This is a genomic window from Xaviernesmea rhizosphaerae (genome assembly GCF_001938945.1).
GTDB classification, from domain to species: domain Bacteria; phylum Pseudomonadota; class Alphaproteobacteria; order Rhizobiales; family Rhizobiaceae; genus Xaviernesmea; species Xaviernesmea rhizosphaerae.
On the sequence record NZ_MKIO01000040.1, the window covers coordinates 103,016 to 123,972 of the forward strand.

Consider the following 20,957-nt stretch of genomic DNA (forward strand, 5'->3'; position numbering starts at 1 on the left):
ACCGGCGTGAACCCGAGCAAAGCCGGCGATCAGATCGCGCCGAGGCACCAGGCCAGCACCGACTTCTGCGCATGCAGCCGGTTTTCCGCCTCGTCGAACACCACGGACTGCGCGCCGTCGATCACCTCGTCCGTCACCTCTTCGCCGCGATGGGCGGGCAGGCAATGCATGAAAACGGCGCCGGGCGCCGCACGCGCCATCAGCGCGGCATTGACCTGGAACGGCTGGAAGACATTGTGGCCTCGGGCGCGGTGCTCCTGGTTCATCGACACCCAGGTATCGGTCACCACGCAATCGGCGCCCTCGACCGCCCGCTCCGCCTCATGGCAGAGCATGACATTGCCGCCATTGTCGCGCGCCCAGTTGAGGAAGCGGTCATCCGGCTCGGAGCCGAGCGGGGTCGCCATGGTCATGCGATAGCCGAAACGGGCGGAGCCCTCGACGAAGGAATGCAGCACATTGTTGCCATCGCCCGTCCAGGCAATCGTGCGGCCCTTCACCGGCCCCTTGTGCTCCTCGAAGGTCATGATGTCGGCCATGATCTGGCAGGGATGGGTGGCATCCGTCAGGCCGTTGATGACAGGCACGGTCGCATGTTCGGCAAGCTCCAGCAGCCGGGAATGGTCGGTCGTGCGGATCATGATCGCATCGACATAGCGCGACAGGACGCGGGCGGTATCGCCAATCGTCTCGGCCCGGCCGAGCTGCATTTCCGTACCGGAGAGAAACAGGGTCTCGCCGCCGAGCTGGCGCATGCCGACATCGAAGGAAACGCGCGTGCGGGTGGACGGCTTCTCGAAGATCATCGCCAGCATCTTGCCGGCCAGGGGCTTGTCATCCGTGCCCTGTTTCGTCGCCGCCTTTCGGATGCGCGCGTCGTCGATGATCGACCGGAGGTCTTCGGCCCCCATGGCCGAAAGATCGAGAAAATGCCGTGTGCTGCCCATCATGCGGTTCCATCTGTCGTTCAACGCAGGGCCGCCCTTCGCCGTCCGCCGCCACCCTTTGGGCTAGGGGCTCGAAGGATCGCGCCCCATGCTGGTCAAAAAGGGACGAGCGGCAGGCCGGGATGGCGCTGCCGCTCGTCGGCAAGATCAGGCGATAGGCGGTGTGGCCATCAGGCCGTTGCCCTCATCGGCTGTGCAGCCTGAAGGCGGGAGGCTGCCTTTTCAAGCCGGTTCAATCCTTCCCGTGCCTCCTCGGCCGTCGTGATCAGCGGCGGCAGGATACGCACGACATTCTCGCCGGCCGGAACGGCCAGCATGTTCTCGGCGCGGATGGCGCCCAGCAGTTCCGCCGCCGGCACGCGGGCCTTGACGCCCAGCATCAGGCCCTCGCCGCGGATTTCCTCGATCACGTCGGGAAAACGGTCCGCCAGCGAGGCGAGGCCCTGGCGCAGCACCAGCGCGGTGTCGCGCACCTGCTCGAGGAACCCCTCTCCGAGAACGACATCCAGCACAGCATTGCCGACAGCCATGGCCAGCGGATTGCCGCCATAGGTCGAGCCATGCGTCCCCGGCACCATGCCGGAGGCCGCATCCGCCGTCGCCAGGCAGGCGCCGAAGGGGAAGCCGCCGCCGATACCCTTGGCCACGGCCATGATATCCGGCGTGATGCCGTAGTTCTCATGAGCGAAGAATTTGCCCGTGCGGCCGACGCCGCACTGGACCTCGTCCAGGATCATCAACAGGCCCGTTTCGTCGCACAGCGCGCGCAGGCCCTGAATAAACTCCCGCGAGGCAACGCGGATGCCGCCTTCGCCCTGGATCGGCTCGATCAGCACGCCGGCCGTGTTCTCGTCGATCGCGGCCTTCACCGCCTCCAGATCGCCGAAGGGCACCTGGACGAAGCCCGGCGTCTTCGGGCCGAAGCCTTCGAGATACTTCGCCTGGCCACCGGCGGCGATGGTCGCCAGCGTGCGACCATGGAAGGCTCCCTCGAAGGTGATGATCGTCGAGCGGTCCGGATTGCCCTTGGAATAATGATAGCGCCGGGCGGTCTTGATCGCGCATTCCAGCGCCTCGGCGCCGGAATTGGTAAAGAACACCTTGTCGGCGAAGGTCGCGGCCGTCAGCCGGCCGGCGAGCTTTTCTTGGCCCGGAACCTCGTAGAGGTTCGACAGGTGCCAGACTTTGTCCGCCTGATCCTTGAGCGCTTCCACCAGATGCGGATGCGCATGGCCAAGCGAATTGACGGCAACGCCAGCGGCGAAGTCGAGATAGCGCGACCCGTTCTCGGCGATCAGCCAGACACCCTCGCCTCGCTCGAAGCGAAGGGGTGCGCGCATATAGGTCTCGTAAAGCGGCGTGGCAGTGGCCATGGCGCGATCTCCAGCTCGGTGGTCGTCTCGACAGGCCCGGGTGCCGACCCGGCAATCCCAGGGCCATTTGAAAAGAAAATGCCGCCTTCCGGCGGCGGCCGCACTATCGGCATTTCAGGGTGCGCTGTCAATAAAACCGCCGGAAATGCCTGCCGCAGCGCGAAATTTTTTCAATTTTTCGCTTGATGAGACATCTTGCAAATCCGTCACACTCGGGCAGCAAGTTGGGGAAAACCGGAAAATCGATTCGGGTCGATTCCGGGGACTCTTGTCACGGAGTCTGCCCGACTCTAGGTTAAGCGTCATTACTAGACGCGTGCGGCGGACCTAGTCACCAAAACAGTTACGGCGTTTCAGGCTCCGGAAGACGGCCCGGGCCAGGGTGGCGGATTCTGTCCGCCCGGGACGCACGAAATGGAGACGAGAGCATGAACTGGACCGATGAGCGTGTTGAAAAGCTCAAAAAACTCTGGTCCGAAGGCCTGAGCGCCAGCCAGATCGCCGCGCAGCTGGGCGGCGTCAGCCGCAATGCAGTGATCGGCAAGGTTCATCGTCTCGCCCTTCCGGGTCGCGCCAAGGCCGGCGGCGCCGCGCCTGCGGCCGCCAGCGCCCGTCCGAAGCGGCCTGTCCCGCCCGTCGCCGCACCGCAGCGCCCGCAGCAGGACACGCTGCGCGCCCCTCAGCGGCCGCTTGTACGTCAAAACGATGTCGCCCTGATGAAGGACGACCAGACGCCCGACATGATCGAGGAAAGCGCGCCGGTCGAGACGCCCGTGGCCGGCAATGTCGTCGTGCCGATGACCCGCAAGCTGGCGCTGACCCAGCTGACGGACCGCACCTGCAAGTGGCCGATCGGCGACCCGATGAAGGACGAATTCCACTTCTGCGGCAATGATTGCTCGGAGGGCTCGCCCTATTGCACCTATCATGCCCGCCTCGCCTATCAGCCCTCGGCCGAACGTCGCCGGGTTCGCTGAAGCGGACCTTCGACCAAAGATCGAATGCGACGAAAAGCCGCCGGCTCCGAAAGGAGCGGCGGCTTTTCTTATAGTGGCGGATTGAGGGCCAAGCGTGCCACTTGGATGGATGCCTGACAATGGCGCGCGAGAGCATCGGACTGAAAACCATACACAGTCTGATGCTCCAAAGTTCTGTTTTCGCATCGGATTTTCCGAAAACCGGTTCCCACTTTTCGGTCCGAAGCTCTAGAGAAATGCTGAAGACACAGCGACCCTTGCCCGAAGCGGGCGCTTCAGCCCTCGAGCGAGTAGCCGGCGCCGCGCACGGTGCGGATGACATCCTGCATATTGGCGAAGTTCAGCGCCTTGCGCAGGCGGCCGACATGAACGTCGACGGTGCGCTCGTCCACGTAGATGTCGTGACCCCAGACGCCGTCGAGCAGTTGCGAGCGCGAAAACACCCGGCCCGGCGAGGACATGAAGAACTCCAGCAGCCGGAATTCGGTCGGGCCGAGGCGAACCTCGCGGCTCTTGCGGTGGACGCGGTGCGTTTCGCGGTCGAGCTCGATATCGCCGCATTTCAGCAGCGTGGAGAGGACCTCGGGCTTGGCCCGTCGCAGCATTGCCTTGACGCGCGCCATCAACTCCGGCGTGGAGAAGGGCTTGACCACATAATCATCAGCGCCGGTCGCCAGGCCGCGCACGCGTTCGCTCTCTTCGCCGCGCGCCGTCAGCATGATGATCGGCAGGCGCTCGGTCTCCGGCCGCTGGCGCAGCCTGCGGCAAAGCTCGATGCCGGAGACGCCCGGCAGCATCCAGTCCAGAATGAGCAGATCGGGCAAACGCTCCTGCAGGCGGATTTCGGCTTCGTCGCCGCGCAGGATCGCGTCCACCTCAAAGCCTTCCGCCTCGAGATTGTAGCGCAGCAGAACGCTCAGCGCTTCCTCATCTTCGACAACGGCAATTCTGGGCACCATGGCATGTCACTCCGAGACTGGTCTTGCTGGCTGGCGGTCACGCAGATCCGTGCCCCCAGCACATCCGATCGCTGGCCGGCCCGAACATCTCGTGGCCGGCGCCTTCTGCCGTGCACCGTGCCAAGGGTGCCCGGCTGCGGAACGCAGTGCGGCAGGCTGGCCGCACATCGTTCCATTCTTCTTTCAGCATTCTGACAAAAACAGGAATGGATCCCCTGTTTCTGCCAATGCTCTGGACTATCGTTCAAGCATCGAGCGGATCGCAAAACCGGTTCCGGCTTTTCGGTCCAATGCGCCTGCACATCGACCAAAGCGCATCGCGATCGTTCGGATCGCTTCCTGCGCATTGAGTCCTCTTCCTGTCGTCTTTCGTCAGCGCAAGGACGGTGATCCCTTCTGCGCGACAGGCTCAAGAGAAAAACGGGCGGATGCCGGAGGACCGGCACCGCCCGCCTCCGATATCAGCTGTTGATCGCGCCGACGGTGTTGGCGGAGTCGTCCTTCGGACGCTCCCCCGCCGGCTGCGAACCGGTGGCCATGTAGTAGATCGTCTCGGCGATGTTGGTCGCGTGATCGCCGATCCGCTCGATGTTCTTGGCGCAGAACAGAAGATGCGTGCAGGAGGTGATGTTGCGCGGATCCTCCATCATATAGGTCAGGAGTTCGCGGAACAGCGAGGTGTAGATCGCATCGATCTCCTCATCGCGCTCGCGGATGCTGTTGGCCTTTTCCGGCGAGCGCGAAGCGTAGACATCCAGCACTTCCTTCAGCTGGGTCAGCGCCAGCTCTGCCAGATGTTCGAGCCCACGCGCCAGCTGGCGCGGAAGGCTGGTGCTGGTCACGGCGATGACGCGCTTGGCGGTGTTCTTGCCGAGGTCGCCGACGCGTTCGAGATCGGCGGCGATCCGGATGGAGCCCATGATCTCGCGCAGGTCGCTCGCCACCGGCTGGCGCTTGGCGATCGTCACGATCGCCTTCTCGCCGATCTGGCGCTCGGCCTCGTCGAGAAGGACGTCGTCGGAGATGACCTTCTGGGCGAGACCAAGATCGGCATTGACCAGAGCGCGGACCGATTCCGCGACCATCTGCTCAGCCAGGCCGCCCATTTCGGAAATGCGGCGCGCCAGGTACTTCAGGTCTTCGTCATAGACGGATGCAATGTGAGTCGACATATACCTTCTCCCCTAGAGCGGGAGGGCGAAAACTGTGCTCGGCTCTCGCCTACGATCCCGCTCTAAAATTTTGATTTCGTCGTGGTTCAGATTTAGGACCGAAGCGGTCCTAAATCTTCATGATCGGGCGATGCAGTTGACGGACCCTCGGCTCAGCCGAACCGGCCCATGATGTAGTCCTGCGTGCGCTGGTCGTCAGGATTGGTGAACATCTTGTCGGTGTCGTTCTCCTCGACCAGATGGCCGAGATGGAACATCGCGGTGCGCTGCGAGACGCGGGCGGCCTGCTGCATCGAGTGGGTCACGATGACGATGGTGAAGTTGGCCCGCAATTCGTGAATCAGCTCCTCCACCTTGGCCGTGGCGATCGGATCGAGGGCCGAGCAGGGCTCGTCCATCAGGATCACTTCGGGGCTGACGGCAATGGCGCGGGCGATGCACAGGCGCTGCTGCTGGCCACCGGACAGGCCGGTGCCGGCTTCGTGCAGGCGGTCCTTCACCTCGTTGAAGAGGCCGGCCTTCTGCAGGCTCTGCTCAACGATGACATCGAGATCGGCCTTGCTGCGGGCGAGACCGTGGATCTTCGGGCCATAGGCGACGTTTTCCCAGATCGTCTTCGGGAAAGGGTTCGGCTTCTGGAAGACCATGCCGACGCGGGCGCGCAGCTCGACCACGTCGATCTGCGGGTCATAGATATCGTCGGTATCCAGTGTGATCTTGCCGGTGACCCGGCAGTGGTCGATCGTGTCGTTCATGCGGTTCAGCGTGCGCAGGAAGGTCGACTTCCCGCAGCCCGACGGACCGATGAGCGCCGTCACGGTGTTTTCGCGGATGTTCAGGTTGACGTCGAACAGCGCGCGCTTCTCGCCGTAATAGACGGAGACGTCCTTGCCGATCATCTTGTAGGGAGCAGCAGTCATTTTCTGGTCCAGCGCCTTTTCCACAGCAGCTTCGGTCATCATGTTCATGGCCTTCATCCTTTCTACCAGCGACGCTCGAAGCGCCGGCGCAACAGGATCGCGCCGAGGTTCATCACGATCAGGAACGCCAGGAGCACCATGATCGCGCCCGAGGTGCGTTCAACGAAGGCGCGCTCCGCCTCGTTGGCCCACATGTAGATCTGCACCGGAAGCGCGGTGGAGGGCTCGAGCGGCGAGCCCGGATAGTCGACCACGAAAGCCACCATGCCGATCAGCAGCAGCGGCGCGGTCTCGCCCAGGGCATGGGCCAGGCCGATGATCGTGCCGGTCAGAATGCCGGGCATGGCCAGCGGCAGAACGTGGTGGAAGATCGTCTGCATCTTCGACGCGCCGAGGCCCAGCGCGGCGGAACGGATCGAGGGCGGCACCGCCTTGAGGGCCGCACGGGTAGCGATGATGATCGTGGGAAGCGTCATCAGCGTCAGCACCAGGCCGCCGACCAGCGAGGCCGAGCGCGGCAGGCCGGCGAAGTTGATGAAGATGGCCAGGCCCAGCAGACCATAGACGATCGAGGGCACGGCGGCGAGATTGTTGATGTTCACCTCGATCAGGTCGGTGAACTTGTTCTTCGGCGCGAATTCCTCGAGGTAGATCGAGGCGGCGACACCGATCGGCAGGGCCAGCACCAGAACGATCAGCATCATGTAGAAGGAGCCGAGCGCAGCGACGCCGATGCCGGCGGCTTCGGGGCGGCTCGATGCGCCATAGGTGAAGAGACCGGTGTTGAACTCCTTGGTCAGGTCACCCTTCTGGCGCAGCTGGTCCATCCAGGCGAGCTGCTGGTTCTTCACCTTGCGGTTTGCCTCGTCGGCGGTCAGGTCGATCTGGCCCTTGTTGGCCGAGTCGATATTGCCTTCCGCCAGAAGCGCAACCGACATGGTCGTGCCGATGACGCTCGGATTGGCGACCACGATGTCACGCAGCTGGGTGCGGGAGCTGGCCGAGACCATGTCGGTGGCGAGCTTGACCTTGGTGCGGTCGTTGGGGTCGATGCCCAGTTCCTTGATCAGGGCGTCGCGCACCAGCAGCGGATAATTGGCCGCCATCAGCTTGGCCGGGTTCTGCGCGCGCTCGTTCTTGGGGTCGATCACGCTTTCGGCAAAGGTGATCGGCAGGGTGATCACCGTCTGCTGGAATGCGGTGTAGCCGTTGGAGATCACGGTCCACAAGAGAACGGCCAGGAAGAAGACGCCGACCAGGATCGCCGTCACGCCATAGGCCCGGAAGCGACGTTCTGCGGCATAGCGTTTGCGGATGCCAATGTCGCGGCGGGGGCGCGCTGCACCGCGCGCCTGGAAAGCGGATGAGGTAACGTCGCTCATTCGTACTGTTCCCGGTATTTGCGCACGATGTAGAGCGCGTAGATGTTGAGGCAGAGCGTGATGGTGAAGAGCGTGATGCCCAGCGCGAAGGCCACCAGCGTCTGCGGCGAGGTGAATTCCAGGTCGCCCGTCAGCTGGTTGACGATCTTGACGGTCACGGTCGTCATCGGCTCGAACGGGTTGAGCTGCATGCGGGCGGCCACACCGGCGGCGAGCACGACGATCATGGTTTCACCCACGGCGCGCGAGGCGGTGAGCAGCAGCGCGCCGACGATGCCCGGCAGTGCCGCGGGCAGCACGACGCGCTTGATGGTTTCGGAGCGCGTGGCGCCGAGCCCGAGCGAGCCGTCACGCAGCGAGCGCGGCACCTGGGTGATGATGTCGTCGGACAGCGAGGAGACGAAGGGGATGAGCATGATGCCCATGACGATCCCGGCCGTCAGAACGCTCTGCGCCTGAATGAAGTTGGTGTAATTGCCGGTCACCAGGCCGTTGAGCTCGGCCGATATGTCGCGCAGGAAGGGACCGACCGTCACCAGCGCGAAGAAGCCGTAGACGATGGTCGGGATGCCGGCGAGGATTTCCAGGAGCGGCTTGGCGATCGAGCGCACCGGCCGGCTGGCATATTCCGACATGTAGATGGCGGCAAACAGTCCGACCGGCACGGCGAACAGCATGGCCACGAAGGCGATGTAGAGCGTGCCCGCCAGCAGCGGCAGGAGACCGAACTGGCCGGAGCTGCCGGTCGAACCGGCGGCGGCGAAGCGCGGATCCCAGACGGTTCCAAAGAAGAAGCTGGTCGGCGAGACCGACTGGAAGAAGCGCAGCGCTTCCGACAGCATCGAGCCGACAATGCCGACCGTGGTCAGGATGGCGATCGACGAGGCCACCACCAGAGCGGCGAGGATCACCCGCTCCACCCGGTTGCGAGCGCGGAAGCGCTGGCTGATCGAGCGCAGCGACCAGAGAGCGCCGGCCACCGAAAGGGCCAGGACCACGGCCGTCATGGCGATGGTGCTGGTGCCCGACAGGGCGTTCAGCTTCTGCGCGGACTTGATCATATAGGGCTGGGTATCGCCGGCAAGCGCAACGCCCTTTGTCGCGAGCGTCGCGCGCACGTCGAGCGTGCCGGCCTCGAGCGCCGCGCGCTCGGTGTCGGTGAGCAGTGGCAGCCCCCGCGCCACGGCCCGGACCTGACCCATGGCCAGCTCGACCGGGGCAGCGCCCTGCTGCAGAACCTCTGTCGGCAGCGAAAGGCGGGCTTCGCGGTCAATCATCTGCGGCCCGACCAGGCTCCAGACGATCAGCACCAGCGTGGCCGGCAGGATCGTCCAGATCGCCACATAGGCGCCGTGATAGCCCGGAAGGGAGTGAAGCGAGGCTGAGCGGCCCTGGGATGCCGCGATGGCGCGTGCGCGCGCCATGAGATAGGCGCCAAAGCCTATCAAAAGAACCAGAAGAAAGAGAAATGATGCGCTCATCTTGAAAGCGGTCCCCCGCGCCGTTCGGTTATCGAAGGCTGCTGTCCGTATTCCCGCAACGGATCCGTCCGCTGCGGGCGCCATCTTCTTGATTTCGGCGCAGTGCCCCGCCCCGCGGAGAGGCATGCCACCATGCCGGGTCGCTATCCGTCGCGCTTCGTGCGCAAGCCTTTAGAGGCCAACGCTGCATCATCCCCGCCGTGTCGAAACCGGCAGGCAAGGCGCATGCGCAACAGGGCGAGCCCCATCATATCGCCGGCGCCGAGGCCCCGGCCTTGCCCGCGACCAAGCCCGCACACCCCCTCTTGAGCTGCAGCGGCCATGAAGTGCAGGGCTGTATTGAAAGACGGGCACCGGGGACTGTCCCCGATGCCCTGATCCATGGCACGCGCAAGGCGGGCCTTCAAGACGGACGTCTTAGAGGGTCTTGCCGGATTCGAAAGCCTTGCGCATGGATTCGCGCTCGCTTTCCGGAGCAGCAACCAGGCCGTAGGCAGCCAGCGGGCTGTCGGGGCCGATCATCTGGTCGTCGAGGAAGAACTCAACATATTCCTTCAGGCCGGGGATGACGCCGATGTGAGCCTTCTTGACGTAGAAGAACAGCGGGCGGGAAACCGGATACTTGCCGGAAGCAACCGTTTCGGTCGACGGAACGACGCCGCTGACGGTGGCGACCTTCAGCTTGTCGGCGTTGTTTTCATAGAAGGACAGGCCGAACACGCCGATGCCGGACTTGTTGGCGGCGATGCGGGCGAGCGTTTCGCTGTAATCGCCGTCGATGTCGACAGCCATGCCGTCCTTACGGACCGCGATGCACTTGCGCGCCTGATCCTTCTCGTCCTTGACGGTTTCCTTGATCACCTTCTCGGCGCCCGAGTCGGCGCAGCCGGCATGCAGGACCTTCTCTTCAAAGACTTCGCGCGTGCCGTGCTTTTCGCCCGGGATATAGGCAGCGATCGTGGCGTCGGGCAGCGACGGGTTGATTTCCGACCACTTCTTGTAAGGGTTGGCAACCAGCTTGCCGTCCTTGACGACTTCAGCGGCCAGACCGAGGTACAGGTCCTTCGGCGTCAGCTTGAGGTCCGGATTGCTGGCGTCGGTAGCGAAGACGATGCCGTCATAGCCGATCTTGACTTCTTCGACTTCGGTTACGCCGGCCTTCTTGCAGGTTTCCAGCTCGCTGTCCTTGATCTTGCGCGAAGCGTTGGCGATGTCGATCGTGTCGGCGCCGACGCCCTTGCAGAATTCCTTCAGGCCAGCGCCCGTGCCGCCGGATTCAACGACCGGGGTCTTGAAGTTCGGGAAGGTCTCGCCGAAGGTTTCGGCAACGATCTTGGCATAGGGAAGAACCGTCGAGGAACCAGCAACCTGGATCTGGTCGCGCGCGGCAGCCGCGCCGACGAAGGCAACGGAAGCGACGAGGGTCGCAAGGGTGAGCTTGAAAGACGTCATAAGGTCAAATCTCCCGTAAGGGCTTTTGGTTGAAGCATCCCTTCAAGGACGCTTGCGGTCGCCGCAATCATCGGCCGTCCGTTAACTAGACCCCGATGACGCCAGCTTTTATGTCAGTTTGATAAAAGTTTTATGACAGCCCAAATGACTGAAAAAATTGTGTTTTCAAAAACAGTATGAATCCCCTGTGGTACAGCTGTCAAAATCGAACGATGAACGTCGTGCCCTGTCCCAGCTCGGACTGGATGATCAGCCGGGCGCGGTGGCGCGTGAGGATATGCTTGACGATGGCAAGGCCCAGGCCGGTGCCCTTCTTCGACCGGCTGGCCTCGACATTGACACGGTAGAAGCGCTCGGTGATGCGCGGCACATGCTCGGCCGCCATGCCCGGCCCCCAGTCGCGCACAAAGACCTCGACCGGCTTCCCCTCGCCGCCGGTTAGCCGCACCTCGACGCGCTTGCCGTCCTGCCCGTATTTGCAGCCGTTCTCGATCAGGTTCTGGAACACCTGGATCAATTCGTCGCCGTCGCCGCGCACCGTCACCGGCCCCTCCGGCAGGATCAACTCCACCGTCACGTCGAGCTCGCCGGCCAGCGGCAGCAGCGCATCGCGCACATGGCCGAGCAGGGGCACGAGGTCCACCAGCTGATTGGGCGCGATATGGGCTTTGAGCTCCAGCCGCGACAGCGACAGGAGGTCGTCGATCAGCCGGCTCATTCGGTTGGTCTGCTCCAGCATGATGCCGAGAAAGCGGGCGTGGGCCTGCGGGTCGTTGCGTGCCGGACCGAGAAGCGTCTCGATGAAGCCGCGCAACGAGGCGAGCGGCGTGCGCAGCTCATGGCTTGCATTGGCGATGAAGTCGGTGCGCATGCGCTCGATGCGCCGCGCCTGCGAGACATCGCGGAAGGACAGGACGAAGAGCGGCGGCTGGTCCGCCAGGCCGGCCATCACAGGGGCGGCGCGCAGCGTGTAGACGGTCTCGGCCGGCAGGCGCTCGGCATATTCGATCTGGTTCGGCCGGCCGGTCGCGATGGTCTCGCGCACGAGGTCGAGAATGGCGGGCGAGCGCAGCCTTGCGGCAAGATCGGTCTGCGGCGGGATGACGCCGAAGATCATTTCGGCCGCCTGATTCTGAAACACCACCAGCTGCTCCCGCGAGATCACCAGCACCGGCATATCCAGCGCATCGAAGGCGGCGGCCAGCGGATCGAACTGGACCACGGCTGAGGGGGGCGCGGCCGGCGCATCGGCAAGCGAATCGGCCAGGAAATTTTCCGGCTCCTCGGGCAGGGAGGAGCGTGGCCCGCCCAGACAGACGAACAGGAGAAAGGCGACCCAGAAGCCGCCGACCAGCGCCAGCGGCGCGCCGCCCGCGCCGAGCAGCCCCGCCAGGGCGAGCGAGAGAATCAGCGTCCAGCGGTCGGCATAAAGCCGCGCCACCAGCCCAGTCGAGGCGCTTGTCGGATCCTTTGTCACACTTTACCCCTTCCGGCCGGCCACCTCCGGCGACCGCCTCGCGCCTGTCGCGGGCTTTGGTCCGCTTCGCCATCACGCCTCGCCGCCTGTCCATAGCCGGCTTTCATGACATGACGGTCACGGCCCCTGTTGTTCAATGGCTCATCGACGATCCTCACGTCATTTTCGCGACCGGCGCGCGGCCAACAGCGCCTGCTCCTGACTGCTCTTGCCAGGCGACGGCCATGCCTTACCTGCTAGGGCAGATTTCCAGCCGCAGCCGCCAACAGGAGATGACCGCCGCATGTCACTGTCCGAAATCAAGCCCGTCGATCTTCTCGTCGGCAAGACGCCGCGCCGGTTCGACATCGACGATCCCGTCCTTCCGGCATGGATCGAGGAACAGGCGCTGACATCGGGCGACTACCCCTATGATCGAAAGCTCGATGGCGACCGCTACGAGGCCGAGCTGAAGGCGCTGCAGATCGAGCTCGTCAAGGTCCAGTTCTGGATGCAGGCGACGGGCCGGCGGGTGATCGCGCTGTTCGAGGGCCGGGACGCCGCCGGCAAGGGCGGCGCGATCCAGGCCACGCGCGCCTTCATGAACCCGCGCTCCGCCCGCATCGTCGCCTTGTCCAAGCCGAGTGAGACCGAACGCGGACAATGGTATTTCCAGCGTTATGTCGCCACCTTCCCCAGTGCCGGCGAGTTCGTGCTCTATGACCGCTCCTGGTACAACCGCGCCGGTGTCGAGCCCGTCATGGGCTTCTGCACGCCGGCCGAATACGAGGATTTTCTGGTTCAGGCGCCCCGGCTGGAAGCGATGCTGGCGGATGAAGGCATCGTGCTGTTCAAATTCTATCTCGACATCGGCCAGGAGATGCAGCTCAAGCGCTTTCACGACCGGCGCCATGACCCGCTGAAAGTCTGGAAGCTCTCGCCAATGGACATTGCCGCGCTCAACAAGTGGCAGGACTATAGCGAGAAGCGCGACCGCATGCTGAAGAAGACCCACAGCAAAGAGGCGCCCTGGACGGTAATCCGTGCCAATGACAAACGCCGAGGCCGGCTGGAGCTGATCCGCCACATGCTGAAGGCGCTGGATTACGAGGGCAAGGACAAGGCGGCCATCGGCAAGACCGATGACAAGATCATTCTCGACGCCCTGGATTTCCTCAAGGACAAGTGATGCCGCACGGCCTGGCGCTTCGGCATGATCCCGCGGCGGCAGGCACGACACCCCTGCGGGAGCAGACAGGCCGCGAAACCGCTTATGGATCGGCGAGAACCCGCACACCGTAGAGATTGAGGCTGAGGCCGCTGCCGGTCACGTCGCTGTTGATCAGGAAGCGGCCGGGGCCGGTCGGGGCGCGGGCGGAGAACACGGTCTTGAACAGGAGATCGCTGCGCTCGTCATTGATGGTGAAGCGATGGCGCCCGCAATTGCCCAATGCGCCGAAATCGCATTCCACGGAGAATTGCGTGCTGGAGCCGCGATCGGCCTGGACGGTGACGGCGATGGTCGCCGATTTGCCGGCGAGATCGCGCATGATCTCGACGGGAATGGTCACCACAACGGCGCCATCGTCCTCCGGCGAGGAGGAGGTAATGCGCAGCCGCTGCCCGCCCTCGTCGCTTACGGCGGCGGCCACGGCGCGCGGACCGGTGGTGACGCCATGCGCCGCCTGGTCCGGGGCGAACAGGATCTTCCAGTCGGCCGAGAAGCCCGACTTGCTGTTGAGCTGCCGCAGGCCCTTGGAGGGATCGTAATCATCGCCGCGCACGGAAATCTGTCCGATCACGCCCTCCCGCGCCGCCTTCATCAAACCGCCATTGATCGCCCACCAGCCGGCCAGACCGAAGGTGCCGACAAGCGTGACGAGAACCAGAAGGAAGGAGAAGAAGCGGCTGCGCCGACGGCGGCCGGGCTTGTCGATGCGGCGGCTGGCGGGGCCGACGGGTGCCGGCTCAGGCGCGAGCAGGCGCTCGGCCATGGCGCGGTCCTCATCCGACAAAGCGAGGTCGTCGTCCAGTGCGTCGAAGCTCGGCTCCTGCGGCTCGGCGCCGCGCCGTGGTGCAGGACGTGCAGCGCGCACGGGCGGAATGGCGGATGCGATCTCAAGGCCGTCGTCTTCCGCTTCGCGCCGGCGCTGGTCGACATCGGGCATCATGTCCAGCCGCCCGGCATCGCCATCGCTAGAGCGGCCGGCGGAGAGACCGCGCTCGGCCCTGAGGCCGGCCAGAGGATCCTCCGGCATCGGCGCCGAAGGCGGGGCCATGCCCTGGCGGGGCGCGGCCGCCCGCGGTGCGGACGGGTGTGCCGGTGGGGCAGAGGCAGAAAAAGGAAGATCGGCGGCGCTCGGCGGCGTGCGCGCAGGTGCGGCCGGCTTGGACCCTGCAGGAGCCTGCGGCGCACTGGCGCGCTCCTCGCGCTCGATCGCGTGAATGGCGACCTCCAGGCGATGGCGCTGCTGCTCCACCACCTTGGCATCGGTGACGTTCTGCTTGCGCAGACCCGCCTCCAGAGCATTGCGTGCAGACTGGTAGATCCGCGCGCGGATTTCCGGGCTGCGACGATCCGAGCGCGCAAGCGCCTCCCGTATTGCCGTCTCCAGTCCGCTCACGCCATCCGTCCTTCCAATGCCATCGTATTCCGGCCCATGCGGCAAGGGCGACAGCGCCACCCGCGACCCCGCGCCATCAAGCAAGCTGTGCCTGTGTGTCTCGGTACAAGCTGGCGGGCCGATCCGCAAGCCTTGGGCGCGTGCCGGCGGCATCTTGCCAAGCCAAGGGTGGGGCGGTTATCTTACGTTTACGCAAACGTCAATTTCTCATTGCCCTGGAGATCCGCGATGCCGCTGCCCGCTGTGCTTACCGAGCGCCTGACCGTGCCTGTCCTTGCCGCGCCGCTTTTCATCATCTCCCATCCGGCACTGACGATCGCCCAGTGCAAGGCCGGGGTGATCGGCGCCTTTCCGGCGCTGAACGCCCGGCCGCAGTCGCAGCTGGACGAATGGCTCGATGAGATCACCTCGACGCTGTCAGCCCATGACCGGGAACATCCGCAGCGCCCGGCCGCGCCCTTTGCCGTCAACCAGATCGTGCACAAGTCGAACACGCGGCTGGAGCAGGATCTCGCGCTCTGCGTCAAATACAAGGTGCCGGTGGTGATCTCCTCGCTCGGCGCGGTGCCGGAGGTGAACGCCGCGGTGCATTCCTATGGCGGCATCGTGCTGCATGACGTCATCAACGACCGCCACGCCCGCTCGGCCATTGCCAAGGGCGCCGACGGCCTCATTGCAGTGGCGGCCGGCGCCGGCGGCCATGCCGGCACGCTCTCGCCCTTCGCGCTGATCCAGGAGATCCGCGCCTGGTTCGATGGCCCTCTCCTGCTCTCGGGCGCCATCGCCACCGGCGGCGCCATTCTCGCGGCCCAGGCGATGGGGGCGGACATGGCCTATATCGGCTCGCCCTTCATCGCCACGCCGGAGGCGCGCGCCAGCGAGGCCTACAAGGCGATGATCGTCGAGAGCAACGCGGCTGACATTCTCTATTCCGCCACCTTCACCGGCATTCCCGGCAATTATCTGCGTCCGTCGATCGTCCAGGCCGGCCTCGATCCCGACCATCTCCCACCGCCCGGCCTCGCAAGCCTGGATCTGGACCGCACCGAAGGCGGCCAAGGCGCGAAGGCCTGGAAGGACATCTGGGGCTGCGGACAGGGCATCGGCGCGATCAAGGACATTCGTCCCGTCGCCGATCTCGTCGGCCGGCTCGCCCAGGAATATGGCGAGGCGCGCGCCCGGCTCTGCTGCACCGGCGCCGCCTGAAGCGCGGCATCGGCGCGCGGCCGCAACAGCCCTGCCTGCGGCCGCGACAGTCCTTGCCGCGGCATGCCGCACCGGCAACGCGACCGGAGATCCTAACGGTCCCGTTTCGCGGGCAGCCAGACGCTCCCCGCAGACAGAACCTCGCCTGTGCTTTTTCCACATTCCCGCACAGTGACCGCTTGAAATCCTCCGCCTTTGCCTGTATCAGCCCCCTCACACCGCGCTGGCGCCGCCCAACGGCGCCTGCTTCGCGAGGGCCGCTTTAGCTCAGTCGGTAGAGCACATCATTCGTAATGATGGGGTCGCAGGTTCGAGTCCTGCAAGCGGCACCAATCACATGTCCCTGAAATAACTCATAATTTTCGCTTGTTCGGGATGCGGGAGAGAGGTCACGTCTCCTGAAATGTCTCCCGATTGGTTTCCAACAAGCTGTTTACGTTCGGGGGTAAGGTCGGCAAGATGCCGTAGTGGGCTTTGCATTACACCTCCCAGATTGTCTCCGTCGCTAGATATTCCCAGATCACTGTGCGCACGGTGAGGCCATCCGACCAGTCGAGCGCATATCGATACCGTCCTTCTTCGACCACAACCCAGCCGCCGGCCATCGACGATCCGTCGATAACTCGGAGAAGCATGCGACTGCCAACCTCAGGCCAAACGTCTGATCCGCCGCCAATTTCTTCAAATGAATCGCGCTGTTCTTGGCTCATTTGGGAAACAGGCAGAAAAGAAACCTGGGCCGGCGGGTCTAGTTTAGGCTCTCCCAGCTCGTGATATGCGTGTCCTTGCGCATTCTTCAGGACCACTCTCGATATCCTTTGAGCATCGGGATAGAGAGTGAACGGTTGCAAATTGTCGAATAGTTGCAACTGCCCATCTGGATGCTGCTTCAGCGAACGAACTATGGTCCGGTTGCTTCTCAAGATGGTCGCCGCCTCAGCATGTGTGGCTGGATTCGGATATAAGGAACCTGCCATAACAGCATGCAAGACGCACAACAGGTATGTTTCATCCAAGGAAAATCCCGAATTGCATTCTTTGCAAACTACGACCTGAGGGAGATAACCATCAGGGACGTCTTCCCCAGCATCGAACCTGCGACCCTTGTCCCGAAGGTTTTTGGAAAGCAGCGACTTGGTGGGCACGTGATCGCGATTGACATCCAACCCGGCAATGGCCTTACCACAATAGATGCACCATGCCTTATGTCTGCTATCACTGAAATCGTCGCTGTATTCCATTTGCTTCCACTAGCGCCAACAACCCGCATGATCTCAGCAGAATTCTAAGTCGGACGATAGGTCCTCTTTGCGCACAGGCCCAACGTCTACGCGTAGAAGCTCGGCGCTCAGTCACCCTTCCATGCGGGGCGTGGATCTCGACGCCGCATTCCCGGCCGAGTAGAAATCAAATGGACTTGTGGCGATGAGGCAGTCGGGCATGGATCTGGACTTCGGCTACCTGATGAGGCTTGCTTCCCGGTGAATGGCGTGGACGAGCATCGAAGCTGGACAATGTCCCAGGTGAAGTCGAAAGACACGACCCCGGAGATCGTCGTCAGGCGCCTGCTGCACTCGATGGGCTATCGATATCGGCTCCATGGCGCGCAGCTTCCGGGCAAGCCCGACCTCGTGTTCTCCGGGCGCAAGAAGGTACTCTTCGTCCACGGATGCTTCTGGCATGGGCACGACTGTAAGCGGGGCGCCAGGATCCCGGCGACACGTCAGGAATACTGGCTCGCGAAGGTCGCCCGCAACCGGGAACGGGATGTCCGGAACGTGTCCAGCCTCGTACAAGCGGGGTGGAGTGTGATGACTGTGTGGGAATGCGAGCTGAAGGCCGGCCTTGCGCTGGAGGAGAGACTTCGCTCTTTCCTCGGTGAACGGTCGCGGAGGATTGGAAGCGCGGCAGCCACAGAGCATGTATTCGGCAGAGGACCGGAATAAACCTCTGGAAAGAGAACAAATCGTAAACTAATAGGGTTCTATTCTCATCCGGCTGTTGATAACCTATGAAAAAGAAATCGGGAGCGATCATGTCCAAGCCAACGTTTTACGAGTTCTTCGCCGGCGCCGGGATGGCGCGTGCTGGCCTCGGAAAGGGCTGGGAATGCGTCTTCGCTAATGATTTCGACCGGAAGAAGGGACTGACCTACCAGTTGAACTGGGGGCTCGGTGGCGAGCTCGAAGTCGGCGACATTCGTAAGGTCACTATCGACAAGCTTCCGGGCGTGGCCGACCTCGTATGGGGCTCGTTCCCCTGCCAGGACCTGTCGCTGGCTGGTGGCGGCGCGGGTCTCAAGGGCGAGCGCTCAGGAACGTTCTATCCCTTCTGGGACATCATCCGCGACCTCCGGGAGGACGGCCGCGCGCCCCACGTCATCGCTCTGGAAAACGTCAACGGCGCCCTGACCTCGCACGGCGGTAAGGACTTCGCCGCAATCTGCGAGACCTTCACGAAACACGGCTATCGCTACGGCGCGCTCGTCATCGATGCCGCCGTTTTCGTTCCCCAGTCGCGTCCGCGGCTCTTCGTGGTCGGAGTCCGAGACGACATCGAAATCGATCCTGCTCTCGTGGCGCCGGGAGCGACGATGCCGTTCCATACGCGTGGCCTCCGCAACGCCGTCGAGCGCGTTCCTGCGAAAGCGATGGAGAACTGGGTGTGGTGGAATCTGTCGATGCCCGCCATGAGAACGAGTACGTTTGCCGACATCATCGAAGAGAATCCGGCCTCGGTGGAGTGGCACACGCAGGCCGAGACGGCGAAGCTGCTTGACTCGATGTCTTCCATCAACCGCGCCAAGGTCGAGGCTGCCAAACGGGCTGGACGGCGGATGGTCGGAGGCATCTACAAGAGGACTCGTCAGGATGCCGAAGGTCGGGGCGTGCGCGCCGAAGTGCGCTTCGATGACGTTGCCGGCTGTCTTCGTACGCCTGCTGGAGGCTCGTCGCGCCAGACCATCATCGTCGTTGACGGCAACGTGGTGCGCAGCCGCCTGATCTCCACGCGGGAGACAGCCCGCCTCATGGGGCTTCCGGATTCGTACAAGCTGCCGAAACCGTACAACGAAGCGTATCATCTCATGGGCGACGGCGTCGCCGTGCCCGTGGTTCGCTTTCTTGCTCATCATTTGCTGGAGCCACTCGCGGGTGTAGCAACGTCGGTCGAATCAACCGACGGGATCAATGTGGCATGACGGCAGAGTCGCCGATTCCTTGCATAGCGAACGCGGATCTGCGGAGGCAGATCGAGACGTTCGCGGAAGTTCTGAAGACCGAATCCCACAAGCTCGGGGACCACGGACTGGACGAGAAAGAGTTTTACAACAGCGGTCTCTTCCGCGGTGCCGTCGAGCGGGTGCGAGGACAGTTCTCCGCGACGATGTCCGAGAAGAGGGAGTTCGTCCGACACGTCCTGAACCACATGCAGGACCAGGGCGCCATCGCCGAATGGCAATCTGCCGGCGAAGCGAACAGGCACGACTACGTCGTCGAGTTGTTGGACGGCAGGAAGGCGGCCATCGAGCTGAAGGGCTGTCTCGACGGCAACAACACCAACATCTTCGACAGGCCGCCCCACGTACAGGAATTCATCATCTGGTCGGTGTGCTCGAACCCCGGCGCTTCGCCGCCGCACAATGCATGGTCGGGAATCCACACGCGGCTCTCGGCCGAAATTATATCCCGGAGCCAGCGCGTCGACGGGCTGATCATCTGGGATTGGGCGTGCGGAACAATCGGCCGTCCATGCCCCAAGGTCGCCGCCGGCGCAGCGCCGGTCACGACCATTGGACCCTACGAACTGCCTCCACCGTGCATCTACCTGTTTCCCGGCACGATCCCGGCACCGCGAAACAATCCCTCTCCTCCGCCTCAGACGATCGATCAGGTTGGCATCCTCAAGGCATTCCACTCATGCTTCGGCGGGAACGATCACCACCTGCATCAGGTGGGTTTTACCGTCGAGTATCAAGGGGTCGAGACAGTCAGGACGACGACTATCACCCGCGACGGCAACGTCGTGAAGCAGTCGGCGCCGTCTCCGATCAAGAGAACATAAGAAGCGCTGTTGCCGGCATCATTCATCCGTTTCCCCAGTTTCTTCGTCCTCGTGGCCCTCTTCGACCCCAGCCTCGCCGCCTAAAGCGAAAAAGCGTTGCTCCGCCAGCCAGCGCATCCGGCTCGCCTGAGCCAGCAGGACGCGCCTCAGTCCCAGTCCTTTGAGCTCCCGTTCCGAAATAACCTGAGCGAGTTTGGAGACGGTAAGGGCCCGACGCGCCAGCCTGATATCGGGATGGCCGCGCAGGTCACGGATCTGCTCATTGAGGATCGTGCCTCTGAACGAAGCCGGTTCCTCGATCTCGACCTTCGGAGCGGGCGGGTCTTTTTCGTTGAGGATTACCTTGAAACGGCTCTGCTGGCGGAGACGCGTGAAGATCATGTGCTCCAACGCGTTCAGATGGTCGTTCGCCTCCTTGTACTTCGGGTGCTTGCTGCCGACACCCTGGAACTCGGGAAGCGGCCAGACTTCGATCTCAGCTACCTCGAATGGATCAAGAACGGACATAGCGACCGCATCGGTCCGCTGGTTCGTCAGATGGCGGCCGACGCGGCCCGAGAGCTTCTCTTTCGTCTGCCCTACGTAGATCGGTTCGCCATCGTAATCATAGAACGCGTACACGCCCCATTTGAATCCGCCGACAGCGCGCCTGAGGCCCGCTTCGTCTTCATGAAACGTTTCGCGGAAGAACTTCCGGATGCCCTTGCGTAGCTCTTCGGTCTCCATCGGCGGCTTCTTCGTCGCCGTGATGTCGACGCCGCCTGCAGCTTTCGATGGTTTGCTTCCTGTTGCGGAGTTTGCAGGCACGAACGCTTCCCCTCATAGAATCATCGGTTGCGGTGAAGGCTATCATTCGGTTTCGAGGAGATCGATCGTGCTTTCCCTATAACCCGGTGCAGACCGACGAGCGAACGCTGCAGCTCGGTACGGTCGGTTCGGCTCGGAG

At 63.4% G+C, this 20,957-nt stretch carries 18 protein-coding genes and 1 tRNA gene; 7 read left to right on the plus strand and 12 right to left on the minus strand.

What is annotated here, in order from left to right; genetic code table 11:
- Window positions 1-29 precede the first annotated feature (29 nt).
- Window positions 30-947 carry an ornithine carbamoyltransferase gene (gene argF / locus BJF92_RS19875; protein WP_075636695.1) on the minus strand — a complete coding sequence of 306 codons (918 nt, stop codon included), beginning with the start codon at window positions 945-947 and terminating at the stop codon, window positions 30-32.
- 170 nt (window positions 948-1,117) lie between these two features.
- Entirely contained in the window at window positions 1,118-2,320 is a 1,203-nt protein-coding gene (locus tag BJF92_RS19880; protein ID WP_075636500.1) for an aspartate aminotransferase family protein, read from the minus strand.
- Window positions 2,321-2,748: 428 nt separating this feature from the next.
- Here BJF92_RS19880 and BJF92_RS19885 point away from each other — a divergent pair, with 428 nt between their 5' ends.
- On the plus strand, window positions 2,749-3,297 hold the full coding sequence (locus BJF92_RS19885; RefSeq protein WP_075636501.1) for a GcrA family cell cycle regulator: 549 nt from the start codon (window positions 2,749-2,751) through the stop codon (window positions 3,295-3,297).
- A gap of 275 nt (window positions 3,298-3,572) precedes the next feature.
- Here BJF92_RS19885 and phoB read toward each other — a convergent pair whose 3' ends face one another.
- The 7 genes from phoB to phoR all read right to left on the minus strand — a co-directional run bounded on the left by phoB (window position 3,573) and on the right by phoR (window position 12,140).
- Complete coding sequence (gene phoB, locus BJF92_RS19890; protein WP_075629515.1) at window positions 3,573-4,256, minus strand: phosphate regulon transcriptional regulator PhoB; 684 nt, start codon at window positions 4,254-4,256, stop codon at window positions 3,573-3,575.
- A gap of 461 nt (window positions 4,257-4,717) precedes the next feature.
- A complete protein-coding gene (gene phoU, locus BJF92_RS19895; RefSeq protein ID WP_075636502.1) occupies window positions 4,718-5,428 on the minus strand; it encodes a phosphate signaling complex protein PhoU in 711 nt (236 codons plus the stop codon).
- A gap of 152 nt (window positions 5,429-5,580) precedes the next feature.
- Window positions 5,581-6,396, minus strand: coding sequence for a phosphate ABC transporter ATP-binding protein PstB (pstB, locus tag BJF92_RS19900; protein ID WP_075636503.1), 816 nt, complete (start codon window positions 6,394-6,396; stop codon window positions 5,581-5,583).
- A 14-nt stretch (window positions 6,397-6,410) separates the two neighbouring features.
- Window positions 6,411-7,730: a phosphate ABC transporter permease PstA gene (gene pstA / locus BJF92_RS19905; protein WP_075636504.1), complete on the minus strand. Its 1,320-nt coding sequence runs from the start codon at window positions 7,728-7,730 to the stop codon at window positions 6,411-6,413.
- Complete coding sequence (gene pstC / locus BJF92_RS19910; protein ID WP_075636505.1) at window positions 7,727-9,211, minus strand: phosphate ABC transporter permease subunit PstC; 1,485 nt, start codon at window positions 9,209-9,211, stop codon at window positions 7,727-7,729. Before pstC ends, pstA begins: the two co-directional genes overlap by 4 nt.
- Before the next feature lie 417 nt (window positions 9,212-9,628).
- A complete protein-coding gene (locus tag BJF92_RS19920) occupies window positions 9,629-10,663 on the minus strand; it encodes a substrate-binding domain-containing protein (RefSeq protein WP_075636507.1) in 1,035 nt (344 codons plus the stop codon).
- A gap of 199 nt (window positions 10,664-10,862) precedes the next feature.
- Window positions 10,863-12,140 (minus strand): phosphate regulon sensor histidine kinase PhoR, encoded by a 1,278-nt coding sequence (gene phoR, locus BJF92_RS19925; RefSeq protein ID WP_075636508.1) that lies wholly within the window; start codon window positions 12,138-12,140, stop codon window positions 10,863-10,865.
- 283 nt (window positions 12,141-12,423) lie between these two features.
- Here phoR and ppk2 point away from each other — a divergent pair, with 283 nt between their 5' ends.
- Window positions 12,424-13,308 (plus strand): polyphosphate kinase 2, encoded by an 885-nt coding sequence (gene ppk2 / locus BJF92_RS19930; protein ID WP_075636509.1) that lies wholly within the window; start codon window positions 12,424-12,426, stop codon window positions 13,306-13,308.
- 82 nt (window positions 13,309-13,390) lie between these two features.
- On the opposite strand, the gene BJF92_RS26485 is transcribed toward ppk2, so the two are convergent.
- Window positions 13,391-14,743, minus strand: coding sequence for a biotin transporter BioY (locus BJF92_RS26485; RefSeq protein WP_245294839.1), 1,353 nt, complete (start codon window positions 14,741-14,743; stop codon window positions 13,391-13,393).
- Window positions 14,744-14,971: 228 nt separating this feature from the next.
- Between BJF92_RS26485 and BJF92_RS19940 the strand changes: the two genes are divergently transcribed.
- Together BJF92_RS19940 and BJF92_RS19945 are read left to right on the plus strand one after the other, a co-directional pair.
- A complete protein-coding gene (locus tag BJF92_RS19940) occupies window positions 14,972-15,949 on the plus strand; it encodes an NAD(P)H-dependent flavin oxidoreductase (RefSeq protein WP_075636510.1) in 978 nt (325 codons plus the stop codon).
- A gap of 256 nt (window positions 15,950-16,205) precedes the next feature.
- A tRNA-Thr gene (locus BJF92_RS19945) sits at window positions 16,206-16,281 on the plus strand.
- Between the two features lie 147 nt (window positions 16,282-16,428).
- Here BJF92_RS19945 and BJF92_RS19950 read toward each other — a convergent pair.
- Window positions 16,429-17,190 carry a hypothetical protein gene (locus BJF92_RS19950; protein WP_075636511.1) on the minus strand — a complete coding sequence of 254 codons (762 nt, stop codon included), beginning with the start codon at window positions 17,188-17,190 and terminating at the stop codon, window positions 16,429-16,431.
- Between the two features lie 249 nt (window positions 17,191-17,439).
- Between BJF92_RS19950 and BJF92_RS19955 the strand changes: the two genes are divergently transcribed.
- The 3 genes from BJF92_RS19955 to BJF92_RS19965 all read left to right on the plus strand — a co-directional run bounded on the left by BJF92_RS19955 (window position 17,440) and on the right by BJF92_RS19965 (window position 20,011).
- A complete protein-coding gene (locus tag BJF92_RS19955; protein ID WP_342585806.1) occupies window positions 17,440-17,895 on the plus strand; it encodes a very short patch repair endonuclease in 456 nt (151 codons plus the stop codon).
- Window positions 17,896-17,960: 65 nt separating this feature from the next.
- Window positions 17,961-19,148, plus strand: coding sequence for a DNA cytosine methyltransferase (locus tag BJF92_RS19960; RefSeq protein WP_245294840.1), 1,188 nt, complete (start codon window positions 17,961-17,963; stop codon window positions 19,146-19,148).
- Window positions 19,145-20,011: a hypothetical protein gene (locus BJF92_RS19965; RefSeq protein ID WP_075636514.1), complete on the plus strand. Its 867-nt coding sequence runs from the start codon at window positions 19,145-19,147 to the stop codon at window positions 20,009-20,011. The genes BJF92_RS19960 and BJF92_RS19965 overlap by 4 nt, the downstream gene beginning before the upstream one ends.
- An 18-nt stretch (window positions 20,012-20,029) precedes the next feature.
- Here the strand turns inward: BJF92_RS19965 and BJF92_RS19970 are convergent, their stop codons facing one another.
- Entirely contained in the window at window positions 20,030-20,818 is a 789-nt protein-coding gene (locus tag BJF92_RS19970) for a GIY-YIG nuclease family protein (protein ID WP_245294841.1), read from the minus strand.
- Window positions 20,819-20,957 lie beyond the last annotated feature (139 nt).